Genomic DNA, 22745 nt, shown 5'->3' on the forward strand with positions numbered 1-22745 from the left:
CCGGCCGCCAGGCCGCTCCCGACGGCCCCGCCCCGGACGATCCACCGCCCCGGAGTGGGGCCCTCGCCATTCCCGATAGGGTCTACGCCATGTCTCGCATCGACGGCCGCACTCCCGAACAGCTCCGCCCGGTCACCATCGAACGCGGCTGGAGCAAGCACGCCGAAGGCTCCGTCCTCATCTCCTTCGGCGACACCAAAGTCTTCTGCACCGCCTCCGTCACCGAGGGCGTACCGCGTTGGCGCAAGGGCACCGGCGAGGGCTGGGTCACCGCCGAGTACTCGATGCTGCCCCGCTCCACCAACACCCGCGGCGACCGCGAATCCGTACGCGGCAAGATCGGCGGCCGCACCCACGAAATCAGCCGCCTCATCGGCCGCTCACTGCGCGCCGTCATCGACTACAAGGCCCTCGGCGAGAACACCATCGTCCTGGACTGCGACGTCCTCCAGGCCGACGGCGGCACCCGCACCGCCGCCATCACCGGCGCCTATGTCGCCCTCGCCGACGCCGTCACCTGGGCCCAGGGCAAGAAGCTCATCAAGCACGGCCGCAAGCCGCTGACCGGCACCGTCTCCGCCGTCAGCGTCGGCATCGTCGGCGGCACCCCCCTCCTCGACCTCTGCTACGAGGAGGACGTCCGCGCCGACACCGACATGAACGTGGTCTGCACCGGCGACGGCCGCTTCGTCGAGGTCCAGGGCACCGCCGAAGCCGAGCCCTTCGCCCGCGAAGAACTCAACTCCCTCCTCGACCTCGCCGTCGCCGGCTGCGCCGAACTCGACGAGGTCCAGCGGGCGGCGCTGGCCCGCACGCTCTGAGGGGGAGCGGCCCACCGCGTAGGCGGCCCACCGCCTGAGCGGACCACCGCGTGAGCGGCCCGCCGTGTGAGCGGCCCGCCGTGTGAGCGGCCCGCCGTGTGAGCGGACCACCGCGTGAGCGGCCCGCCGTGTGAACCACCGCGCCACAGGGGGAGGCCCCGCACCCTCCCCCTGTGAGGCTTTTCTCATGGGACGTCCCTCTCTGGAAAAGGCCCCCGCGGCCGTCGCATGGTGGGTCCATGTCCACAACTGCCGCGACCGCGCCCCGCGTCCGCGCCCGCACCGGCGGGCCGCAGGACGACTCCCGGCTCCTGGAGCACATCCTCGGCTGGACCCTCGTCGTCGTCCTCGCCATGCTGCTCACCCAGACCGGCCTCGTCTGACGGCCGGGACGGCTCCCGGGTCCGGCCCTGCTTTCCGTCCCGCGTCCGGCCCCGCTTCCCGTCCCGTGCCCGGCCCCGCTTCCCGTCCCGGTGTCCGGTCCTGGCCCCGGCGCCGGTGTCCGGGCAACCAAACGGCCCCGCCCCGCGTTTCTTCCTTTGCCCGAGCATGACCCGAGGGAAGGAACCGCACCATGGCCCCGCGCACCCGCCGGCACCGTCGCCCCGCCACCACCGCATGCGCCGCGTTAGTCGCCGCGACCCTCGCGATACCGCTGCTCTCCGCCTGCGGGGCGGTCCAGAAGGCCATGGACTGCGCCAAGACCGCCACCTCCGTCGTCAATGCCGTCGACAAGCTCCAGCAGGCCGCGGACAACTCCCTCACCGACCCGCAGAAGGCTCAGCAGGCCCTCGACAACATCGACACCAACCTGCGGAAGCTGAGCAAGGAAGCGAACGACCCCGAGCTGTCCAAGGCCGTCGACAAGACGAACAACGGCATCAAGGCCGCCCGCAAGGACCTCGACCACAACAAGGCCCCGGACATACAGCCGATCGTCGACGGGGCCCATGACATGACGAGGATCTGCACACCGGGATAATCGCTGCCCATGCAGCCTCACACCGGTGGACACTCCGCAGCCCCCCGTCGCCTCATCCTCGCCACCCGCAACGCCGGCAAGGTCACCGAACTCCGGGCCATCCTGGAGACCGCCGACCTCGATGTGGACCTTGTCGGCGCCGACGCCTATCCCGAGATCCCCGACGTCAAGGAAACCGGCGTCACCTTCGCCGAGAACGCCCTCCTCAAGGCTCATGCCCTTGCCGAGGCCACCGGCCACCCCGCCGTCGCCGACGACTCCGGCCTCTGCGTCGACGTCCTCGGCGGCGCCCCGGGCATCTTCTCCGCGCGCTGGTCGGGCACCCACGGCGACGATCAGGCCAACCTCACCCTGCTCCTCGCCCAGCTGTCCGACATCGCCGACGAACACCGCGCCGCCCACTTCTTCTGCGCCGCGGCCCTCGCCCTCCCCGACGGCACCGAGCGCGTCGTCGAGGGCAGGCTCGAAGGCACCCTCCGCCACACCCCTTCCGGCACCGGCGGCTTCGGCTACGACCCCATCCTCCAGCCCCTCGGCCACACCCGTACCTGCGCCGAACTGCCCCCCGCCGAGAAGAACGCGATCAGCCACCGAGGCCAGGCGTTCCGCGCGCTGACACCGGTGGTGCGGGAGTTGCTGGGCTGAGGCGACAGCCGGCCCATAGGTACGAAAACAGCCTCCCCGTCTCACGACGGGGAGGCTGTACGCGTAAGTGGGCCCGGTGGGACTCGAACCCACGACACACCGGACCTAAACCGGCGCCCTCTGGCCAGCTGGGGTACGGGCCCGCGCGCCTACCTTACTGTGCCCGGGCGCGCGGCTGTACGGGGATGGCCGAGTGCGCCGACCGGGAGGAAAAGGTCCTGGTCTGGCTGTGGCACGAGGGACACAAATAGCGAAGGTTCTCCAGACGGTTGTCCAGCCGGTCACCGTTGATGTGGTCGACCTCCAGGACGAGCCGCTTGCCCTGCCAGGTGTCCCCGAGACCGCACTCCGCGCACTGCCGGGGAACGTTCTTCTCCTCGAGGGCGCGGCGTAAGAACGTCGTCTTCTCGCGTCGGGAACCAGGCTCGCTTCGCCGCAGGATGGTGTCGGCGGACTTGCGGGCCGGGGAAGGGAGCCCTCGTCGGTGGCCCTGACCGGTGAAGTGCTCGGTCGACAGACCGTATGCCTCGATGCTGCGTTTCAGTGCTCTTCGCGATGTGCCGTTGTCGGTCCGGGCGAGGCGGGCGAGGACTCCGGCGAGACTCTGTGAGGAGGCCACGGCGCTTTCCAGGTCTCCGCGTGGAAGCAGGGAGGAGCCAAGCCCGCGAGGGGTGAAGTGGGAGGTTTCGATGCCGAATCGATCCAGCTTCCTGCGGAGGTGGGTGTACGCGCTGTCGTACGGCGGCACCCCCATGTACTCCATCATTTCCCGGATGCTGTGGGATTGCGCGGCGGCTTCTTTGAGCAGCGCCTCGGTGTACGAACGGTGTCGACGGCGGGGGAGCGGCTCGTCGACGAAGTGCGCGGTGTCGATGCCATAGTGCTGCAGCCGGTCGCGTAGGTATCTGCGCGGACCGCTGCCCAAGGGCGCCCCGAGCCGACGCAGCATGTCAATCAGGCTGGTGGAGACGGCGGCCGTGCGGGTCAGCACGTCGCGGGTGTAGGCGATGCGCCGGGCCATGGGCGGGCCGTCACTTCCGCCGCGGCTTGCGGCCGCGATACGTGTCGGTCACCGTATGGCAGTTGGGGCACAGCAAGCGCAAGTTGGCCGGGCGGTTGTCCCACCAGTCACCGTTGAGGTGATCGACTTCCAGGCGCAACGGCTTGCCGTTCCACTGCGCATCCGTGCCGCACATGACACACCGCTCCGGAACCCCCTGGCACAGCAACTCCTTGCGGAGGCGTTCACCCGCGGTGCGGCCGTCGGCCGGCGAGCCCAGTACCAGACGATCGCGCTTGACGACCTTGGTGCGTTCGCGGGGCGGGGCGGTGAAATGCGAGGTGTCGATGCCCAGTTCAGCGATGCGCCGGCTGATGTGTGCCTGATTTCCGCCGACCGGGCTGATGCCGAGGCGGCGTACGACCTCGGCAATGCTGTGCGAGCAGGCCGTCAGCTCGCGAAGTCTGGCCTCGGTGTGCCGTACGCCGGGGGCTGCGAAGTGTGTGGTGTCGACGCCTGCTTCCCGCATCCTTGCGCGCAGGTAGCGTCTGCTGCCCGGCGTCGGTGTCCCGCCGAACCATCGCACGGCGTCGTCGAACGATGATGACGCGCGCGCGGCCTCCGCGAGCCCTTCGGGCGTGTACTTGACCGGCATGCTTTCCCCCCGTCCCGCGCCCAGGCCCCTCCCCGTGCGCCCTCTCGAACAGAACAACGATCGAACGCGGAGTCGGTTACGGCGGAGGGGGTGGAAAGGCGGACGGGCCCTCGGGGAGGTTCCCCGAGGGCCCGTCGGTGCTGTCGCGATGGCTCAGAAGCGCGGTTCCGGTGTCTGGGCCTCGATGAGTTCGACGGCTTCCTTCTTGGTGGCGACGGAGGGCGGGGAGCCGTCGAGGGGCTGCTGGGCGGTTTCCTTCATGCAGGCCACGGCGATGACGCCGACGAGGGCGGCGACCATCGTGTAGTAGGCGGGGACCATCACGTTGCCGTGGAAGGCGCCCATCAGGGCGGTGATCACCAGGGGGGTGGTGCCGCCGAAGAGGGAGACGGCCAGGTTGTAGCCGATGGAGAGGGAGCCGTAGCGGACGTTGGTGGGGAAGAGGGCGGGGAGGGCGGCGGACATGGTGCCCAGCAGGCAGACCAGGGAGATGCCGAGGAGGGCCATGCCGCCGATGACCGCGCCGAGGCTGCCCTGGTTGACCAGGAGGAAGGCGGGGATGGCGGTGATGAAGAAGCCGAGCATGCCGGTCATCAGGAGGGGCTTGCGGCCGTAGCGGTCGTTCAGTTTGCCGACGGTGCTGATGACGCACATCAGGGCGACCATGGTGCCGAGAAGGATCAGCAGGCCGTGGGACTCCTCGTAGTGGAGGGTGTCCGTCAGGTAGGTCGGCATGTACGACAGCAGCATGTAGTCGGTGATGTTGTACGCGCCGACCAGGGCGATGCACAGGATGAGGGTGGGCCACTGCTGGGCGAAAATCTCGCCGATCTTCTTCTTGGGGGCGTTCTCGGACAGGTGCGAGAACTCTGCCTCGGCCTCGACGGCGGAGCCGGTGGCGCTGTGGCTGTGGGCGGCCTCGAACTTCTGGAAGGCGGGGGTCTCGTCGAGCTTGACCCGGAGGTAGAGACCCACCAGGCCGAGGGGGCCGGCGATCAGGAACGGCAGGCGCCAGCCCCAGCTGTTCATCGCGTCGTCGCCCACGGTGGTGTTGAGCACCAGCACGATGCCGGCGGCGCCGGTGTACCCGATCAGGGTGCCCATCTCCAGGAAGCTGCCGTAGTAACCGCGCTTCTTGTCGGGGGCGTACTCGGCGATGAAGGTGGAGGCGCCGCCGTACTCGCCACCGGTGGAGAAGCCCTGGATGAGGCGGAAGAGGATGAGCAGGAACGGGGACCAGAAGCCGATGGTGGCGTAGGACGGGATCAGGCCGATGCAGAAGGTGCCCAGCGCCATCATGATCATGGTGAAGGCGAGGACCTTCTTGCGGCCGATACGGTCGCCGAGCGGGCCGAAGTAGGCGCCGCCCAGGGGACGTACGAGGAACGCCACCGCGAAGGTCGCGAACGACGACAGCAGCTTGGTGGTGTCGCTGCCGCCGGGGAAGAAGACGTTGCCGATGATGACCGCGAGGTAGCTGTAGATCCCGAAGTCGAACCATTCCATGGCGTTGCCGAGCGCGGCGGCCTTCACGGCACGCTTGACCACGCGCTCGTCGGTGACGGTGATGTCGGTGCGCCGCAGTCGGGGGTTCTTGCGCCGGGCGACGGCACGGAAGAGCACCCGGTGGCGCTTGCGCGCATCCCGGTCCTGGTCGGGCGCGGGGTCGGCTTCGGTGCTGCCGGTCGGCACGAGGCGGTCCTCTCGGTCGGTCAGCGCGTGGTGCGCGGGCGGGGATACGACAGGTGCGCCTGCGCAGCCGAGCGCCGATCCAAACCACTCCGGAGGGACGAAGCGAGATTCGTCACGCGGGGCCGGTCCGTCCGGTGCGTGGGGCGGCTTCCGGCAGGGGCGGGGCGGGGGCCGCGCCAGGGGTGCGACAGGGCTTGTTACAGGACTGGTACACAGCCGAGTGGTCACCGCAGCATCCGGGCAATCAGCCTGTGTCCGGGGGGCGGCAGAGTGGAGCGCCGGGCACGGCATTCTTGTGTGCCGGGTGGGGGTACGGGGCGTGGTCCCCGGGAGGAGAACGTGATGACCGACCGCGAGAGGTCTCGCCGGCTTCGGGTGCGTACCGCGCTGGCGGCCTTCGCCGCGGTGACGGTGCTGGCGGCCGGCGGGGTGTGGTTCGGCCAGGCGTCGGACCGTGCATCGGCGGTGGACGCCGCGCCGAAGACGGCGGCGGTGCAGGACGTGAAGGAGGACGGCAAGCCGCCCTCCGGCCTGCCGGGGGTGCGGGACTGCGGCTTCGGCACGCCGGTGTCCAAACCGCATGTCATCACGCTGGCCTGCCGGGACGCGGGGACGGTGGCGACCGGGATCACGTGGAAGTATTACGGTGCCCGGGAGGCGTTCGGCGCCGGCACGGTGCAGGTGGAGAAGACCACGGGGGGCGGTGCGGATTCCGGCTTCCCGGCGACCTTCCGGCTGTTCGCCCCGAAGGCGGTCGACGGGGGGCTGGTGTTCACCGGTCTCGAAGTGCGGTACGAGGGCTCGACGCCGCTCGGTGACACGACGGAGATGTACAACCTCGCGTGATGGGCATTCGAGGCCGGATCGCCCTGGCCATTTCAGGAATGACGGCGCTGGCCGTGGTGGTGCTCGGTTTTTCCGTCCACCACATAGCGGACGACGAGCGGGAGCGGGCGGCGCGGGCCTATCAGGACGACCGGCTGAGTTCGGCGCTGCAGATCTACGAGCGGGACGGCACGCGGGCGCTGGGGGCGCAGGTGGACGATGCGACCCTGCCGTCGCCGTTGCGGGACGCGGTCTTCAAGAACCGGTCGGGGACGTACATCAGCGGTGGTGAGGACCCCCGGGTGTGGGCGGCGACCGGGGTCGGGGGCTCCGGCGAGGGCGCTCCGACACGGACGCTGTCGGTGTCCGCGGCCTATCCGCACGACGATCCGTCGCAGCTGGCGCTGGACCGGGCGCTGCTGATCGCGGGGTGCGGCACGGTCGTGCTGATGGCGGTGGTGTCGTGGTTCGTGGCGCAGCGGCTGTCGCGGCGGCTGCGGCTGAGCGCCGCCGCGGCGCGGCGGATCGCGGCGGGGGAGGCGCCGGACGCGGACGCGCTGGCGAGCAACGGCCGCGACGAGGTGGCCGAGTTGGGCCGGAGCGTGCATCACATGGCGACGTCGCTGGCGGCCCAGGCGCAGGCGGAGCGCGAGTTCACCGCGGATGTGGCGCATGAGCTGCGGACGCCGGTGGCCGGTCTGGTCGCGGCCGCCGAGCTGTTGCCGCAGCCGCGGGCGGTGGAGCTGGTGCGGGACCGGGCGCAGGCGATGCGGCGGCTGGTGGAGGACCTGCTGGAGGTCTCGCGGCTGGACGCGGGGGTGGAGCGGGCGGACCTGGACGCCTGTGAGCTGCCGTCGCTGGTGCGCGGGATCGTGCGGCGGGCGGCGCGCCAGCGCGGGGTGGACGAGGTGTCGGTGTCCGTGGAGGGGGAGCCGCGGATCGTGGAGACGGACCGGCGGCGGGTGGAGCGGGTGCTGGTGAACCTGCTGGCGAACGCGGCCAAGCACGGCAAGCCGCCGATCGAGGTGGTGGTGGCGGGGTCGCGGATCGTGGTGCGCGATCACGGTCCGGGCTATCCGGCGGAGCTGTGTGCGGAGGGGCCGCGGCGGTTCCGTACGGCGGCGCCGGAGCGGGGGACCGGGCACGGTCTGGGGCTGACGATCGCGGCCGGGCAGGCGGAGGTGCTGGGGGCGCGGCTGGACTTCGGCGCCGCCGCGGACGGCGGCGCCGAGGCCGTGCTGGAACTGCCGGACCATGCGGCGCCGGCGCCGGGGACCGGTGTTCCCCTCGCCGGAACCGACAACGGCTCCTGCTCCGGGTCACCCTGACGCGGGGTCCCGGGGTTGCCCTCGCCTGCGGCTACAGCCCCAGATCCTTGATGATCTTGGCGACATGGCCGGTGGCCTTGACGTTGTAGAGGGCGCGCTCGACCGTGCCCTCCTCGTCGAGGATGACGGTGGAGCGGATGACGCCGGTGACGGTCTTGCCGTAGAGCTTCTTCTCGCCGAAGGCGCCGTACGCCTCCAGGACCGTCTTGTCGGGGTCGCCGAGGAGGGTGACCTTCAGGTCTTCCTTCTCCCGGAACTTGGCGAGCTTTTCGGGCTTGTCGGGGGAGATGCCGATGACGTCGTAGCCGTGGCCGGCGAGGAAGTCGAGGTTGTCGGTGAAGTCGCAGGCCTGCTTGGTGCAGCCGGGGGTCAGGGCGGCCGGGTAGAAGTAGACGATGACCTTGCGGCCCCGGTGGCCGGCGAGCGAGACCTGCTTGCCGTCCGCGTCGGGCAGGGTGAAGGCCGGGGCGGTGTCGCCCGGCTGCAGTCGCTCGCTCATGACTCTCCTTGGTGTGGGTCCGTAGCGGCCCCGAAGCGTGGGTCCGTACGCCCCCGACATTAGCCAGCCGGGGCGCAGAGGGGCGGCGGGGGCGTCCCGGGGCGCCTCAGGGGGGCGAAACGGGGGTGCTGTGGGGCGCAGGGGGGCGTGAGCTGACAGACTGTCCATCACGAATCGGCAGTCAGTTGTGTGGCCGGTTCCGTACGGGGCCTCGTGCCCGGTCCCCGTACGCATCGGCGCGAGACGACGGAGGCAGCGCGGTGGCGGAAGCCAGGACCCCGGCGCAGATCGAGGCGGACATCGTCCGCAGGCGGCAGGAGCTCGCCGTCACGCTCGACGAGATCGGTGTGCGGCTGCACCCGAAGACGATCATGGACGATGCCAAGGCGAGGGCGGCGGCTGCCGTGGACCGTACGGCGGGGCGGGCGTATGTGGCCGCCAATCGTGCGGTCTCGGATGTGCGGGCCCAGTTGGTGTCGGAGGACGGGGCGCCGCGGCTGGAGCGGATCGTTCCGGTGGCGATGGTCGGCGTGGCCCTGGTCGGTCTGCTGACGCTGCGCGCCCGGCGGCGCCGCTGAGGGGCTTGTTCCCGGGGGCGGCCGTGGTGCGTGCCGGGTGCCGCCGGGCAGGTACGGTCATGCCGTGAGCCCGAATAACACCAAGGACACCCACGACAAGCTGCCGATCCGGATGCTGCACGACCGTGTGCTGGTCCGGACGGACATCCCCGAGGGCGAGCGCCGCTCGTCCGGGGGCATCGTCATTCCCGCGACCGCGGCGGTCGGCCGCCGCCTGGCCTGGGCCGAGGTGGTGGCGGTCGGGCAGAACGTGCGGACCGTCGAGGTGGGGGACCGGGTGCTGTACGACCCGGAGGACCGGGCCGAGGTCGAGGTGCGCGGGGTGGCGTATGTGCTGATGCGCGAGCGCGATCTGCATGCGGTGGCCGCGGAGCGGCTGGAGGGCGCGGAGGACGCGACCGGGCTGTACCTGTAGGCCTGACCGCCGTTCTTGCCGTCGGTACCTGTCGTCCCGTCGGCGGCTGCCGCCCTGCCGGCACCTGTGGCCCCGGCGGCGCCTGTGGCCCCGTCCGCTCCCCACGGGCGGTGACCGTGGTCACCGCCCGTTTCGCTGCCCTTTGCTAGCCTCGGGACACACCCGACGAGACGCGCCGTACCGGGTCACGACAAGACGACGCACCCCTGGTGAAGCTCTTGTCGCGGAGGTGCCCGTCATGGCATGGATCCTGCTCCTGATCGCCGGACTGCTGGAGGTCGGCTGGTCGGTCGGGATGAAGTTCACGGACGGATTCACCCGGCTGTGGCCCAGTGTGTTCACCGGCGCGGGCATCGTCGCCAGCATGGTCCTGCTCTCGTACGCGGCCCGGAGCCTGCCGATCGGTACCGCCTACGGCGTGTGGGTCGGCATCGGGGCGGCCGGTGCGGCGGTGGTCGGCATGATGATGCTCGGCGAACCGGTCACGGCGGCCCGGATCTTCTTCATCTGCCTGCTGCTGGTGGCGGTGGTCGGGCTCAAGGCGACCTCGGGGCACTGAGGGGCGTACGCCTCCGCTCAGGGCCGCCCCTGCCCGCTGCGGCCCCTACCCGCCCTCGCGCGCCTGCCCCGCCCTCGCCCCTCCCCGCTGCCGCCGCTACCCGCCCTCGCCCCACCGCCACCGCAGCCGCTGCTCCAGGTCGTCGCTCTGGGGCTCGTACGTCGGGGTGTCGTGGGTGGGCTCCGCGGTCGGCGTGGGTTCGGCCGGCGGGCTGGGGGTGGGCGGTTCGCCGGCCGGCCGGGTGGGGGCGCCGGTGGGCGGGGTGGGGAGGGTGGACCCGGTCGGGCCGTCGGACGGCGAGCCCGAGACGTCGGGGGAGGCCGAGTCGCTGCCGGACGGCGAGGGCGACACCGGCTCCGCGCCCTCCTCCAGCTGCAGGTCGAAATCGCGGACCGGACGCCCGTTCAGCGCGGCCGCGGTGTAGTCGGCCCAGATCTGGGCGGGGTAGTCGCCGCCGTTGACCCGCGCCAGCCCTCCGGCGCCGTAGAGGGGTTCCTGGGCGGCGCTCTCCGGGTTCTGGCCGAGCACCGCGACGACGGTGGCGAGATCGGGGGTGTAGCCGGCGAACCACGCGGCCTTGTCGTCCTCCGCGGTGCCGGTCTTGCCCGCCGCGGGCCGCCCGGCGCCCTGGGCCGCGGTGCCGGTGCCGCCGTCGACGACGCTGCGCAGGATCGACGTGGTGGTGTCGGCCGCGGCGCGCGGGATGGCGGTGGTCTCCTCGCGCTCGGGCAGCTCGATCTCCTCCTGCTCGCTCTTGGTGATCTTGTCGACCAGGGTGTACGGCCGGTGGCTGCCGTGCTGGGCGAGGGTGGCGTAGACCTGGGTCATGTCCAGGACGCTGGGGGTGGCGGTGCCCAGCGAGATCGCGCCCTGGGACGAGGCGAGGCTGGGGGTGCCGGCGGGGATGCCCAGGTCGACGGCGGTGGCCTTGACCTTGGCGGGGCCGACGTCGATGCCCATCTGCGCGTAGACGGCGTTGACGGACTTGTCGGTGGCCTCGCTGACGGTGATCGGGCCGTAGGAGCGGTCGTCCTCGTTGGCGGGCGCGAAGCCGGTGCGGGTGCCGTGACTGACCGTCATCCGCTTGTTGGTGCCGTCGTAGACGGTGCGGGGGGTGATCCGCTCGCCGTCCTGGGTGGTGGAGTTGTTCTGTACGGCGGAGGCGAAGACGATCGGCTTGAAGGTGGAGCCGACCTGGTAGTCGCTGCGGGTGGCGCCATTGACGAACTGCTTGGCGTAGTCGATGCCGCCGTAGAGGGCGACGACCCGGCCGCTCGCGGGGTCGATGGAGGCGCCGCCGGCCCGGACGTAGCGGTCGGCCTTCCGGGAGTCGTCGAGGCGGTCCATCACCCGGGTGTTGACCGCCTTGACGAAGGCGTTCTGGCGTTTCTTGCTGATGGTGGTGGTGATGCGGTAGCCGCCGGTCCGCAGGGTGTCCTCGTCGAGGATCTTGTTGTCGGTGAGGTAGTTCTTGACCGCTTCGACGAGGTAGCCGCGCTGACCGGACAGCCCCGCGGAGGGCTTGGCGGGCTTGGGCAGGGGGAACTCCAGCGCGGCCCGGTCGGCCTGGGTGAGCCACTTCTGCTTGACCATGCCGTCCAGGACGTAGTTCCAGCGCGCCAGCACCCGGGCACGGTTGCCGGGGTGGGCGGTGACGTCGTAGGCGCTGGGGGCGTTGAGGAGGGTGGCGAGGTAGGCGCCCTGAGCGGTGGTCAGCTGCTCCGCGTTGCGGCCGTAGTAGGACTGGGCGGCGGCCTGGATGCCGTAGGCGTTGCGGCCGTAGTAGCTGGAGTTGAGGTAGCCCTCCAGGATCCTGTCCTTGCTCACCTCGCGGTCCAGCTTGATGGCGATGAAGAATTCCTTGGCCTTGCGGGTGACGGTCTGTTCCTGGCCGAGGTAGTAGTTCTTCACGTACTGCTGGGTGATGGTGGAGCCCGACTGCTTGCCCTTGCCGGTGACGGTGTTCCAGGCGGCGCGGAGCATCGCGGCGGGGTCGACCGCGGACTCGGCGTAGAAGTCGCGGTCCTCGGCGGCGAGCACGGCCTGCTGGACGGACTTCGGGACCTGGCCGAGGGTGACGTTCTGCCGGTTGATCTCGCCGTCGCGGGCCAGCTCGGAGCCGTCGGAGTAGAGGTAGACGGTGCTCTGGGCCTTCGCGGCGCTGTTGGCCGGCGGGATCCCGACGAGCAGATAGCCGGCGACCAGCCCGCCGACGATGAGCAGCAGGAACAGCAGCACGGTGCCCAGCACCGCGCGCCAGGTGGGGAGGACACGGCGCCAGCCTGTGCGTTGTCCGCTCATGTAGGTATGGACTCCTCGGCCGCCGCCGAAGGTTGTACCGCGGCGGTCGTGTCGTGTCGGGGGATGCGCGCGGGATGCCGCCGGAGCAACTGCCGCCCGTGGGGAAACTCTCGCATCATGTGCCCCGGCACGGCGGGGTGGCGCGCACCGAAGTCCGCCAGCTGACCGGCCGAACGGCGCCCACGGCTCACCCGAAGCGGTGATAATGCGATGGCGGGTTGCCGTGCCCTGGGCCTAGGCTCCGGTGCTTTGGCCGTCCGACGACTACAGGGCTGGGGGAAACGGGTCGTGTGGTACGTCGCGGTGGCGGCCGGCAGCTTCCGGCGGTACGCCACCTACCGCATCGCCACCGTGGCGGGCGTGTTCACCAATACCGTCTTCGGCTTCATCGTCGCCTTCACGTACATCGCGCTGTGGGACGAGCGGCCGCATCTGGGCGGCTACGACCAGGCGCAGGCGCTGGCCTTCGTATGGACCGGGCAGGCGCTGCTGGCCTGTACGGGGCTGATGGGCGGCGGCGGTCTGGAGGAGCTGCAGGAGCGGATCCGCACCGGCGATATCGCCGTGGACCTCTACCGGCCCGCGGATCTGCAGCTGTGGTGGCTCGCCGCGGATCTGGGGCGTGCCGGACTGCAGGTGATCGGCCGCGGGGTGGCGCCGATGGCGGTGGGTGCCCTGGCCTTTCCGCTCGCGCTGCCCGGCGATGCGCTGACCTGGGGCTGTTTCCTGCTGTCGGTGCTGCTCGGGGTGCTGGTCAGTTTCACGCTGCGCTATCTCGTCGCACTGGCCTCGTTCTGGCTCCTCGACGGTACGGGGCTGGCCCTGATCAGCGGTCTGGCCTGCATGTTCTTCTCGGGGATGGTGCTGCCGCTGCGGGTCTTCCCCGGCGCCCTGGGCGAGGTCGCCCAGCTGCTGCCCTGGGCGGCGGTCCTGCAGGTGCCGGCCGATGTGCTGGTGGGCGCGCGCAGCGGCGGTGCGCTGCTGCGGGGGCTGGTCTTCCAGGCCGGGTGGGCGGTGGCGCTGCTGGCGCTGGGACGGCTGGTGCAGTCGGCGGCGACCCGCAAGGTGGTGGTGCACGGTGGATAGGGAGACACCCCCTGGCGGCGGGCCGGGGGAGCGGGCCGGCGGCGGGGGCCGCGTCGCCCAGGGGATCTTCGCGTACGGGCTGATCGTGCGGATGTGGATGCGCTCCGCCCTCGCCTACCGGACCTCGTTCCTGATGATGGCGTTCGGCAACTTCGCAGCCAACGCCCTGGACTTCGTCGCGATCATGCTGATGTTCTCGCGGATCGACGCGCTCGGCGGGTTCTCGCTGCCCGAAGTGGCCTTCCTGTACGGGACGTCCGGAGTGTCGCTGGGCCTGGCGGACCTGCTGCTGGGCAGCATCGAAGGGCTGGGCCGGCGGGTGCGGGACGGCACCCTCGACGTCCTGCTGCTGCGCCCCGCGCCGGTCTTCGCGCAGGTCGCGGCGGACCGTTTCGCGCTGCGCAGGCTGGGCCGGCTCACCCAGGCGGTGCTGGTGCTCGGCTGGTCGCTGCCGCACCTCCCGGTGGAGTGGACGGTGGGCCGGGTGCTGATGGTGCCGCTGATGGCGGTGTGCGGAACGGCCATCTTCGCGGCGGTCTTCACGGCCGGCGCCGCCTTCCAGTTCTGGGCGCAGGACGCTGCCGAGGTGCAGAACTCCTTCACCTACGGCGGCAACGCGATGCTGCAGTACCCGCCGACGGTGTTCGCCAGGGAGCTGGTGCGCGGGGTCACCTTCCTCGTCCCGCTGGCCTTCGTGAACTGGCTGCCCGCGCTGCGGCTGCTGGGCCGCCCCGATCCGCTGGGGCTGCCGGGCTGGGTGGACTTCCTGGGGCCCGTGGTGGCGGCGCTGATGTGTACGGGGGCCGGGCTGGCGTGGCGGCTGGGGCTCCGGGCGTACCGGAGCACGGGCAGTTGACGGGGCATCACGTACAGGACGGGGCGGGGCGGGAACGGGACGAGGGAAGAGGAGGACGCGCGTGGTGAGCGAAACCGCCGGGGCGGCACCGCTGATCGAGGTGGACGGCCTGGAGAAGGTCTTCTCGGTGCGGCGCAAGGCGGGCCGGCTGCGGCGGGTGCGGCAGGAGGTCCGGGCCGTGGACGGCATCTCCTTCGGGGTGCCGCGCGGTGAGATGGTCGGCTTCATCGGCCCGAACGGCGCCGGGAAGTCCACCACGATCAAGATGCTGACCGGCATTCTGGTGCCCAGCGGCGGCCGGCTGCGGATCGCGGGCATCGACCCGTCCCCGGGGTCCGGTCTCCGCGCGGGCCACGACCGCGGGCGGACCCGGCTCGCCCGCCGGATCGGGGTGGTCTTCGGACAGCGCACCACCCTGTGGTGGGACCTGCCGCTCAAGGACTCCTACGAGCTGGTGCGGCGGATGTACCGGGTCCCGGAAGCCGTCTACCGCGCCAACCTCGCGCGCTGTGTCGAGCTGCTGGACCTGGGCCCGCTGCTGTCCGTACCGGTACGGCAGCTGTCGCTGGGGCAGCGGATGCGCGGCGATCTCGCGGCGGCGCTGCTGCACGACCCCGAGGTGCTGTATCTCGACGAGCCGACCATCGGCCTCGACGTGGTCAGCAAGGCGAAGGTGCGCGGGTTCCTGCGCGAGGTGAACGCCGAGCGGGGCACCACGGTCCTGCTGACCACCCATGACCTCACCGACATCGAGCAGTTGTGCCGCCGGGTGATGGTCATCGACCACGGCAGGCTGGTCTACGACGGCGGCCTCGACGGGCTGCGGGCTGCCGGTGACGGCGAGCGGACGCTGGTGGTGGACCTGGAGCGGCAACTGCCGCCGATCGAGGGCGTACCGGGCGCCCGTACGGTCAAGGTGGACGGCCCCCGGCAGTGGCTGGCGTTCCCGGCGTCGCAGAGCGCGGCCCCGCTGGTCGCCGCCGTCGCCGCGCGCTATCCGCTGGTGGATCTGTCGGTGCGGGAGCCGGACATCGAGACCTTGATCGCCGAGCTGTACGCGAGCGGGGGAAAACGACCGGAAACCGGGCGGAGCGGGGGCAACGGGGGCCCGGCGCTCTAATGTGTCCGTATGACTGAAGAACTCCCGGCGCTGCGTGCCTCCGACACCGACAGAGAGCGGGTCGCCGAGATCCTGCAGGACGCCGTCGCCGAAGGGCGGCTGGCGATGGAGGAGTTCGACGAGCGGCTGGACGCGGCGTACAAGGCGCGCACCTACCGGGAGTTGGAACTGCTCACCGCCGACCTGCCGATGGCCGCGACGGCCCCGGCGCCGCTGTCGCTGCGCAAGGAGAGCGCGTCCCCCACGCCGTGGGCGGAGCGGATCGTGGACGGCACGCAGGGCTCGTCGGCCGGCCTGGCCTTCCTGGGCGGTTTCCAGCGCAAGGGCCGGTGGACGGTCGGGCGCCGCTTCACGGCGGCCTGCCTCATGGGCGGCGGCGAGATCGATCTGCGCGAGGCGAACTTCGCCGGTCCCGAGGTCGTCATCACCTGCTGGGTGCTCATGGGCGGGGTGAACGTCGTGGTGCCGCCGGGCGTCGAGGTCGAGGTGCGCGGCGTGGGCATCATGGGCGGTTTCGACTCGCGCGAGGAGGGGGTGCCGGGCGAGCCCGGCGCGCCCCGCGTGATCGTCAAGGGGGTGGCGATGATGGGCGGCGTCGGCGTCGAGCGGAAGCTGCCGAGGGCCGAGCGGCGCCGCCTGAAGGAGGAGCAGCGCCGCCTGAAGGAGGAGCGGCGCCGCCTCGACGGCCACCCGCGCAAGGAGCTGGACTGAGGCGGCGGCCCCTGCTCCGTTCGCGTTACAGCGCGGCGGGCGCGGCCAGCTTGAGGTGGGCGAGGTTCACCGCGTTCGCCATCGCCCTAAAGCCCTCGTCGCTCGGGTGGAGATGGTCACCGGAGTCGTAGGAGGGCCGCAGCCGCCCCGGCGCCGACGGGTCGCGCAGCGCCTTGTCGAAGTCCACGACCTCGTCGTAGACGGTGCCGGAGCGGATGATGTGGTTGACCTGTTCGCGCACCGAATTCAGCAGGTTGGAGTAACCGCGGTGCCCCCCGAACGGGCTAAGGGTGCTGCCGGTGACGCGCAGACCGCGGGCGTGCGCCTGCCGGACGATCTCCCGCATCCCCGCCACGATCTTCTGCGGGTCGAGCTGGCGCGGGGTCTTGAACAGGTCGTTCAGCCCGATCTCGACGATCACTGCCTTCACGCCGGTCCGCGACAGCGCGTCGCGTTCCAGGCGGGACAGCACGCTGGGCCCGTTGTTCGGGGAGAACCTGGAGCCGTTGACCAGCAGGCGGTTGCCGCTGATGCCCTGGTTGAGGACGCCGTAGCGGGGCGCGCCGGGTTCCTTGCGCAGCCTCGCCGCGAGGAAGTCCGTCCAGCGGTGGTTGGCGCCGGCGGTGGAGGTGATGCCGTCGGTGATCGAGTCGCCGATCGCCACGACGGAGCCGCGGGCCTGGGTGCTCCACACGTCCACACCGGTCAGGTAGCGCCAGTACGGGCTCTGCTCGGTGTAGGCCGCGCCGGTGGCGTCCTCGGACCGGTCGCCGCGCGCCAGGTAGGAGGTCTGCCGGGCGTACGGGTGGTAGGTGGCGGGCCCCGAGGGGGACGGGGAGTACGTCGTGACCAGCAGGTCGGTGTCGCCGGGCACCTTCAGCCGGGTCGGGTCGCTGGTGACCGCGCCGCCCGCCGGGATGGTCACCGCGGGCTTGCCGTTGAAGGACAGCCGCCGCATGGTGCCGTCCGCGGCCGTGGGGTTGCTGGGGGCCGCGGCCAGCGCCAGGGTGGCATGGCTCACCACCAGCGGACGGGTGCCGTAGAGGTTGGAGAGCTGGATGCGCACGCCCGCCCCGCCGACGCTGGTGTGCACGACGTTGCGTATCGACATCCCCGCGTAGCCGTTGAGCGTGCCGGGCTCGGCCGCCGCCGCGGCCGCCGACCAGGTGCCGACCCACTGCCCGGAGACCGCCGGTGCGGCAGGGTCGCGCGGCTTGTGGGAGGAATCGTCCGGGCCGCCGTCGTCGCCGCCGAAGCCGACGAATATGGCGGTCGAGATCAGCACCACCACTGCCGCCAGACCGGCGAGCAGGGAGTAACCCACACTTTTCTTCATGCGGGAGGGGTCTCCTGGGTAAAGCGGAGCAGCACGCTCCGGGCGGGCAAGGGCAGCGGATGATCAGCGGCACCGTTGCGGTCCGATCGGTCCATCATGATCCCACGGACCTCCGGGGTGCCGCCCGGCGCCCCGCTCGATGCCTCCCTGGCATGGACGCGGGGAACTCGTGGTGCGTTCCGGGAGTAGGTCACAGTGGGATATATGGCTGGACCGGCGGCCGGGTGTGCGGAGCGGGGCGGTCCTGAGGGATGGCGGGGGGCACGGTGGGAGCGGTGGAGCGGATGGAACGCACAAATGCCGAGACGGCGCCGAGGGCGGAACGGGCGCCGGAGCCGGGAGCGGCGCCGGCGGGCCGGACCGCGCCGGGCGGCTTCGCGTACGGCGCCGCCGACGAGGAGCGCCGGCGCGCCGTACGCCGGATGAAGGCGACGGCCACCGGCCTGCTGCTGGCCGTCGCCCTGGTCTACGTCCTGGCGAAATGGGCCGGGGCCTGGGGTGCGGGCGGCTGGACCGGATTTGTCGCGGCGGCCGCCGAGGCCGGGATGGTCGGTGCGCTGGCCGACTGGTTCGCGGTCACCGCGCTGTTCAAGCGGCCGATGGGACTGCCGATCCCGCACACCGCCATCATCCCCACCAAAAAGGACCAACTGGGTCAGAGTCTGGGTGATTTCGTCGGCGAGAACTTCCTCTCCGGCGAGGTCGTCCGCCGCCGGCTGCGCTCCGTCGGCATCGGCCGCCGGGTCGGCGGCTGGCTCGCCGAGCCGCAGAACGCCGACCGGGTCACCGCCGAGCTGTCCACCGCGCTGCGCGGCGCGCTGACCGTGCTGCGCGACTCCGATGTGCAGGCGGTGGTCGGCGAGGCGATCACCCGCCGCGCCGACGCCTACGAGATCGCGCCCGGGATCGGCGCGATGCTGGAGAAGATCGTCGCCGAGGGCGGCCACCGGCGGGTGGTGGACCTGCTCGTCGCCCGCCTCCACGACTGGCTGGTCGAGCACGGCGACTCCGTGATGAGCGCGGTCTCCGGCGGCGCACCCGGATGGACCCCGCGGTTCGTCGACCGCAGGGTGGGCGACCGGGTCTACAAGGAGCTGATGCGCTTCGTCACCGAGATGCGCGACATGCCCGAGCATCCGGCGCGCGGGGCGATCGACCGCTTCCTGCGGGACTTCGCGGGCGACCTGCAGTCCGACCCGGACACCCGGGCCAAGGTCGAGCGGCTGAAGTCCGAAGTGCTGGGGCGCGGCGAGGTACAGGACCTGATCACCTCGGCCTGGGGCTCGGTGCGCGCCATGATCGTCGCCGCGGCCGAGGACGAGCGCAGCGAACTGCGGCTGCGGGTGCGGGCGGCGCTGCTGTCCCTGGGCCGGCGGCTGGCCGGCGAGAAGCGGCTGCAGGACAAGGTGGACGGCTGGCTGGAGAACGCGGCCGTCTATGTGGTGACGACGTATCAGCGCGAGATCACCTCCCTGATCACCGACACCGTCGCCGGCTGGGACGCCGAGCACACCTCGAAGAAGATCGAGGCGCACATCGGCCGTGACCTGCAGTTCATCCGGATCAACGGCACCGTCGTCGGCGCCCTGGCCGGCCTCGCCATCTACGCCGTCTCGCAGGCCTTCGGCGGCTGACCCCTGCCCGGGGACGGGCCGTGCGCCGTCTCTGGTGACTTCGGCCCGCAGGGCTTACGGTGCCCGCGTGCGGGAGCGGATACCGGTAGTCGTACAGGGGCGGCGCACCCGTCGCTCCCCTGCCGCGCGGGCGCTGTGGACGGGTGCCGAGCTGGCCGTGACGCTGGGCGCCGTACTGCTGCTGCTCGTGGTCCACCAGCTGTGGTGGACGAACCGTCAGGCGCAGGACGCGGCGCACGAGCAGGTGGGCCTGCTGGAGCGGGAGTGGGACGCCCGGCCGCCGTCATCCGCCGCGCCCCCGGCGCCCGGTGCGGGGGACGGGGCGGCGTCGCGGACCGCGCGCGGCGGCCCCTCGTCGCGCACACCCGCCCGCCGCACCGCCGGCCGGCCCCCGCCGCCGCGGAACGCCGCGTACGCCGTCCTGCGCATCCCGCGGATCGGCCTGACCGCCCCCGTCGCCCAGGGCGTCGGCAAGGCCGCGGTCCTCAACAAGGGCTACGTCGGCCACTATCCGCACAGCGCGCAGCCCGGTGAGGCCGGCAATGTCGCACTGGCCGGGCACCGCAACACCCACGGCGAGCCGTTCCGCCGTCTCGACCGGCTGCGGGCCGGCGACACCGTCCTCCTGGACACCGCCGAGGCCCGCTACACCTATGTGGTCCGGCGCACCCTGCCGCGGACCACCCCCGCCGACGGCACGGTCCTCGCCACCGTCCCGCACAGCAGCGTGCACCCCGCCTACCGCTTCACGGCGCCCGGCTCCTATCTGACCCTGACGACCTGTACGCCGGAGTACACCTCCACCTACCGGCTGGTGGTCTGGGGCGTGTTGCGGTCGACACAGTCCCGGTGAGGGCGGCCGCGGGTGGCCTAGGCTCTCGCCCCGTGCGAAACGAGACCTCCGGCGGGCGATCCCCGGGTTCGAGAAGGCGCCCCGCGCTGCTGTGGCTGCTGCTGCCGTATGTGCTGTTCCTGGCGGTGCTGCCGCTGGTGAACCGGGTGACACCGACGGTGCTCGGCCTGCCGTTCCTGTTCTTCTGGATGCTCGTGGCCACGCTGGCGACCCCGCTGTCGGTGGGGCTGGCGCGGCGCGGTGACCTCAAGCGGGGCCGGGGATGAACGCCACGGTGTCCACCGCGATATTCGGCGGTTTCATGGTGCTCACCGTCGCCCTCGGCCTGCTCGCGGTGCGCGGCCGCGGCTCCGAAGGAGGCCTGGCCGAGTGGTCGGTGGGCGGCCGGAGCCTGGGGACCGTCTTCATCTGGGTGCTGATGGCGGGCGAGAGCTATACGAGCTTCAGCTACCTCGGCGCGGCCGGCTGGGGCTACAACTTCGGCGCCCCGGTGCTCTACGTCCTGGCCTACATGTCCTGCGGCTATGCGCTCGGGTACGTCGTCGGGCCGATGCTGTGGGCCTACGCCCGCCGCCACCAGCTGGTCGGCATCACCGACATGGTCGCGCACCGCTACCGGGCGCCCTGGCTCGGCGGTGCCGTCGCCGTCCTGGCCACCGTCTGCCTGCTGCCGTACATCCAGCTGCAGATCACCGGCATGGGGGTGGTCGTCTCCACCATTTCCTACGGCGCCATCAGCCTCAACTGGGCCTATTTCCTGGCCTTCGCCGTCACCACCGGCTTCGTCGTGATCAGCGGGCTGCGTGGCAGCGCCTGGGTGTCGGTGCTCAAGGACATCCTCGTCATCGCCACCCTCGGCTTCCTCGCGGTGTATGTGCCGCTGCACTACTTCGGCGGTTACGGGCCCTTCCTGCACCGGATCGTCGCCGAGAAGCCGCAGTGGCTGACCTTCCCGGGCCATGCGTCGGGCGGACTGGGCCCGGTCTGGTTCGTCACCACCACCGTCGTCAACTCCCTCACGGTGGTGATCTTCCCGACGACCGTGGCGGGCTGTCTGGGGGCCCGCAACGCCGAGGTGCTGCGCCGTAACGCGCTCTATCTCCCCTTCTACAACGTGCTGTTGTTCGTGCCGATGCTGCTCGGTATGGCGGCGCTGTTCGTGGTGCCCGGGCTGGTGGGCGCGGACTCCAATCTCGCGCTGTTCAAGCTGGTGGTGGACTCCCTTCCGGCCTGGGCCGTGGGGCTGACCGGGGTGGCCGCCGCGCTCTCCTCCATCGTGCCGATGGCCGTGTTCATGCTGGTCATCGGCACGATGTGGGGGAGGAGCGTGCTGGGGGCGCGCTCGCATCCGGACGGCGGGGCCGGGGAGGCTTCCGGGGACGGCGGGCGGCGGGCGGACGGCGGGCGGCAGAAGCTGTGGTCGCAGGTGGTCGTGGTGGTGGCCGGGGCGCTGGCGCTGCTGCTGACCTACACCGCCCCCGACACCCTCGTGAGGCTGTCCTTGATTTCGTACGAGGGCATGGCACAGCTCGTGCCGATGCTGCTGCTGGGGCTGGTGTGGCGGCGGCTGACGCTTCGCGCCGCGGTGAGCGGCCTGGTGGCGGGCTTCGCTCTCGTCTGTGTCCTGGTCTTCGGGGGACACGACCCGGTCGGGGGGATGAACGCGGGGATCGTCGCGCTCGCCGTGAATGTGGCGGTGGCGCTCGGGGTCACCTGGCTGGGACCGCGCGATGCGGACGTCAGGCCGGACGCCGAGGTCCTGGCGCTGGACGACGAGTTCCCCCGGGACGGTGCCCGCTCGCGGGACGGGGCGGCCGGCCCTACGGCGTCGTCGTGATCTTCTTGCCCTCCTTGGAGACCGCGAACCACAGGCCCATCTTGCCCTGGCCGTTGATGTCACCGGGCTGCTTGTCGCCGGTGAACCAGTAGACCGGCCAGCAGTCGACGGCCAGCTGGCGGGTGCCGTCGGGGCGGGTGACGGTGGAGATGAGCTTGGGGGCGATGCCGTTGAGCTTGGAGCGGTCGGCCGGCTTGGCGGGCTTCCAGGTGTCCAGGCAGGCGTCGTTGCAGCCGAACTTCATCGGCCAGGCGCTGTCCTTGTTGAAGCGGTAGAGGGTGCGGCCCATGCCGTCGACGAGGATCGAGCCGAGCTGCGGGTGGTCGAACACCGAGACGTCGCCGGGCTTCTGTGCGCCGGCCTTCTTGCCGTCGGCGGCCAGCGCGTTCCAGGTGCCGCCCACGCCCTGGCCCTTGGTGTCGCCGGGCTTGGTGTCCTTGGCATAGCGGTAGGCGGGCCAGCCGCCGATGGTGAGCTGCTTGGTGCCGTCGGCGCGGGTGACCGAGCCCAGCTTGCTCTTGTCGATACCGGCGGGGGCGGTGGCGCCGTCGGCGGGGACCACCGGCCAGGTGGTGGCGCAGGAGCCGGAGCAGTTGGACTTGGACGGGTCCGGGGTGTCCTTGTCGAAGCGGTAGAGGGTCATGCCCTTGGCGTCGGTGACGACCGGGCCGAGCTCGGTGTCCTGGTGCAGGGCCAGCTTGCCGGCGCTGGGGGCGGCCTGCGGGGCCTTGCCGCCGGTGTCGCCGCCCGCCTGACCGCCGGCGCCGCCGGCGCCACCGGAGGAGCCGTAGCCGTAGTCGCTGGTGCCCTGCCCGGCGGGCTGGACGTTGTCGGTGGTGGCGGTGCCGGCGCTCTGGTTGGCGCTGCTGCCGCAGGCGGCGGTCAGGGCCAGGGTGGCGACCGCCGTGGCCGCGAGACCCGCACGACGTCGAGTGCTCATGATGTCTCCTTGGTCGGTTGGTGAGTGTGTCGCTTGCCGAGGTGAGGGCTGGGACGGTGGACCGGGCGCCGA

24 protein-coding genes, 1 tRNA gene and 1 riboswitch are annotated in these 22745 nt (G+C 71.6%); of the genes, 17 read left to right on the forward strand and 8 right to left on the reverse strand.

Features of this window, described 5'->3' with window-relative positions; genetic code table 11:
• Nucleotides 1-89: 89 nt before the first annotated feature.
• From rph to rdgB, 4 genes are all read left to right on the forward strand, one after another.
• A complete protein-coding gene (rph, locus tag OHS81_RS23290) occupies nt 90-821 on the forward strand; it encodes a ribonuclease PH (protein WP_328386606.1) in 732 nt (243 codons plus the stop codon).
• Nucleotides 822-1060: 239 nt separating this feature from the next.
• Entirely contained in the window at nt 1061-1204 is a 144-nt protein-coding gene (locus tag OHS81_RS23295; protein ID WP_328386607.1) for an SCO1431 family membrane protein, read from the forward strand.
• A gap of 191 nt (nt 1205-1395) precedes the next feature.
• A complete protein-coding gene (locus OHS81_RS23300; protein WP_328386608.1) occupies nt 1396-1803 on the forward strand; it encodes a hypothetical protein in 408 nt (135 codons plus the stop codon).
• Between the two features lie 9 nt (nt 1804-1812).
• Entirely contained in the window at nt 1813-2448 is a 636-nt protein-coding gene (gene rdgB, locus OHS81_RS23305) for an RdgB/HAM1 family non-canonical purine NTP pyrophosphatase (RefSeq protein WP_328386609.1), read from the forward strand.
• A gap of 68 nt (nt 2449-2516) precedes the next feature.
• Here the strand turns inward: rdgB and OHS81_RS23310 are convergent.
• From OHS81_RS23310 to OHS81_RS23325, 4 genes are all read right to left on the reverse strand, one after another.
• Nucleotides 2517-2591: transfer RNA gene (locus tag OHS81_RS23310), tRNA-Leu, on the reverse strand.
• An 11-nt stretch (nt 2592-2602) separates the two neighbouring features.
• Nucleotides 2603-3469: an HNH endonuclease gene (locus OHS81_RS23315; protein WP_328386610.1), complete on the reverse strand. Its 867-nt coding sequence runs from the start codon at nt 3467-3469 to the stop codon at nt 2603-2605.
• Nucleotides 3470-3479: 10 nt separating this feature from the next.
• Nucleotides 3480-4103 carry an HNH endonuclease gene (locus OHS81_RS23320; RefSeq protein WP_328386611.1) on the reverse strand — a complete coding sequence of 208 codons (624 nt, stop codon included), beginning with the start codon at nt 4101-4103 and terminating at the stop codon, nt 3480-3482.
• A gap of 153 nt (nt 4104-4256) precedes the next feature.
• Nucleotides 4257-5795 (reverse strand): MFS transporter, encoded by a 1539-nt coding sequence (locus OHS81_RS23325; protein WP_328386612.1) that lies wholly within the window; start codon nt 5793-5795, stop codon nt 4257-4259.
• 342 nt (nt 5796-6137) lie between these two features.
• Here OHS81_RS23325 and OHS81_RS23330 point away from each other — a divergent pair, with 342 nt between their 5' ends.
• Nucleotides 6138-6641: a hypothetical protein gene (locus tag OHS81_RS23330; protein WP_328386613.1), complete on the forward strand. Its 504-nt coding sequence runs from the start codon at nt 6138-6140 to the stop codon at nt 6639-6641.
• A complete protein-coding gene (locus OHS81_RS23335; protein ID WP_328386614.1) occupies nt 6641-7948 on the forward strand; it encodes a sensor histidine kinase in 1308 nt (435 codons plus the stop codon). Before OHS81_RS23330 ends, OHS81_RS23335 begins: the two co-directional genes overlap by 1 nt.
• A gap of 31 nt (nt 7949-7979) precedes the next feature.
• Here OHS81_RS23335 and bcp read toward each other — a convergent pair whose 3' ends face one another.
• A complete protein-coding gene (bcp, locus tag OHS81_RS23340) occupies nt 7980-8447 on the reverse strand; it encodes a thioredoxin-dependent thiol peroxidase (protein ID WP_328386615.1) in 468 nt (155 codons plus the stop codon).
• A 260-nt stretch (nt 8448-8707) separates the two neighbouring features.
• Here bcp and OHS81_RS23345 point away from each other — a divergent pair, with 260 nt between their 5' ends.
• The 3 genes from OHS81_RS23345 to OHS81_RS23355 all read left to right on the forward strand — a co-directional run bounded on the left by OHS81_RS23345 (nt 8708) and on the right by OHS81_RS23355 (nt 9999).
• Complete coding sequence (locus tag OHS81_RS23345; RefSeq protein WP_088797836.1) at nt 8708-9025, forward strand: DUF3618 domain-containing protein; 318 nt, start codon at nt 8708-8710, stop codon at nt 9023-9025.
• Nucleotides 9026-9137: 112 nt separating this feature from the next.
• Nucleotides 9138-9440 (forward strand): GroES family chaperonin, encoded by a 303-nt coding sequence (locus OHS81_RS23350; protein ID WP_048828920.1) that lies wholly within the window; start codon nt 9138-9140, stop codon nt 9438-9440.
• Nucleotides 9441-9583: 143 nt separating this feature from the next.
• Nucleotides 9584-9645, forward strand: a riboswitch (guanidine-III (ykkC-III) riboswitch).
• A gap of 33 nt (nt 9646-9678) precedes the next feature.
• Complete coding sequence (locus tag OHS81_RS23355; RefSeq protein WP_328386616.1) at nt 9679-9999, forward strand: DMT family transporter; 321 nt, start codon at nt 9679-9681, stop codon at nt 9997-9999.
• Between the two features lie 96 nt (nt 10000-10095).
• On the opposite strand, the gene OHS81_RS23360 is transcribed toward OHS81_RS23355, so the two are convergent.
• Nucleotides 10096-12300 (reverse strand): transglycosylase domain-containing protein, encoded by a 2205-nt coding sequence (locus OHS81_RS23360; protein ID WP_328386617.1) that lies wholly within the window; start codon nt 12298-12300, stop codon nt 10096-10098.
• Between the two features lie 288 nt (nt 12301-12588).
• On the opposite strand from OHS81_RS23360, the gene OHS81_RS23365 reads away from it, so the two are divergent.
• The 4 genes from OHS81_RS23365 (at nt 12589) to OHS81_RS23380 (ending at nt 16073) form a co-directional block, all read left to right on the forward strand.
• Complete coding sequence (locus tag OHS81_RS23365) at nt 12589-13386, forward strand: ABC transporter permease (RefSeq protein ID WP_328386618.1); 798 nt, start codon at nt 12589-12591, stop codon at nt 13384-13386.
• Nucleotides 13387-13477: 91 nt separating this feature from the next.
• Nucleotides 13478-14242 carry an ABC transporter permease gene (locus OHS81_RS23370; protein WP_328391367.1) on the forward strand — a complete coding sequence of 255 codons (765 nt, stop codon included), beginning with the start codon at nt 13478-13480 and terminating at the stop codon, nt 14240-14242.
• Between the two features lie 61 nt (nt 14243-14303).
• Complete coding sequence (locus OHS81_RS23375) at nt 14304-15362, forward strand: ABC transporter ATP-binding protein (protein ID WP_328386619.1); 1059 nt, start codon at nt 14304-14306, stop codon at nt 15360-15362.
• A 9-nt stretch (nt 15363-15371) separates the two neighbouring features.
• Nucleotides 15372-16073, forward strand: coding sequence for a DUF1707 SHOCT-like domain-containing protein (locus OHS81_RS23380; RefSeq protein WP_328386620.1), 702 nt, complete (start codon nt 15372-15374; stop codon nt 16071-16073).
• 25 nt (nt 16074-16098) lie between these two features.
• Here OHS81_RS23380 and OHS81_RS23385 read toward each other — a convergent pair whose 3' ends face one another.
• Complete coding sequence (locus tag OHS81_RS23385; protein ID WP_328386621.1) at nt 16099-17409, reverse strand: SGNH/GDSL hydrolase family protein; 1311 nt, start codon at nt 17407-17409, stop codon at nt 16099-16101.
• Between the two features lie 284 nt (nt 17410-17693).
• Here OHS81_RS23385 and OHS81_RS23390 point away from each other — a divergent pair, with 284 nt between their 5' ends.
• The 4 genes from OHS81_RS23390 (at nt 17694) to OHS81_RS23405 (ending at nt 21733) form a co-directional block, all read left to right on the forward strand.
• A complete protein-coding gene (locus tag OHS81_RS23390; RefSeq protein WP_443058752.1) occupies nt 17694-19043 on the forward strand; it encodes a DUF445 domain-containing protein in 1350 nt (449 codons plus the stop codon).
• A 67-nt stretch (nt 19044-19110) separates the two neighbouring features.
• Nucleotides 19111-19896 carry a class E sortase gene (locus tag OHS81_RS23395; RefSeq protein WP_328386623.1) on the forward strand — a complete coding sequence of 262 codons (786 nt, stop codon included), beginning with the start codon at nt 19111-19113 and terminating at the stop codon, nt 19894-19896.
• Nucleotides 19897-19928: 32 nt separating this feature from the next.
• A complete protein-coding gene (locus OHS81_RS23400; RefSeq protein ID WP_328386624.1) occupies nt 19929-20162 on the forward strand; it encodes a DUF3311 domain-containing protein in 234 nt (77 codons plus the stop codon).
• Nucleotides 20159-21733 (forward strand): sodium:solute symporter family protein, encoded by a 1575-nt coding sequence (locus OHS81_RS23405; RefSeq protein ID WP_328386625.1) that lies wholly within the window; start codon nt 20159-20161, stop codon nt 21731-21733. The genes OHS81_RS23400 and OHS81_RS23405 overlap by 4 nt, the downstream gene beginning before the upstream one ends.
• On the opposite strand, the gene OHS81_RS23410 is transcribed toward OHS81_RS23405, so the two are convergent.
• A complete protein-coding gene (locus OHS81_RS23410; RefSeq protein WP_328386626.1) occupies nt 21717-22673 on the reverse strand; it encodes an SCO0930 family lipoprotein in 957 nt (318 codons plus the stop codon). The two genes, OHS81_RS23405 and OHS81_RS23410, sit on opposite strands and share 17 nt — an antisense overlap.
• Between the last annotated feature and the right edge of the window lie 72 nt (nt 22674-22745).

The sequence above is a fragment of the Streptomyces sp. NBC_00400 genome (assembly GCF_036048035.1).
GTDB lineage: Bacteria > Actinomycetota > Actinomycetes > Streptomycetales > Streptomycetaceae > Streptomyces.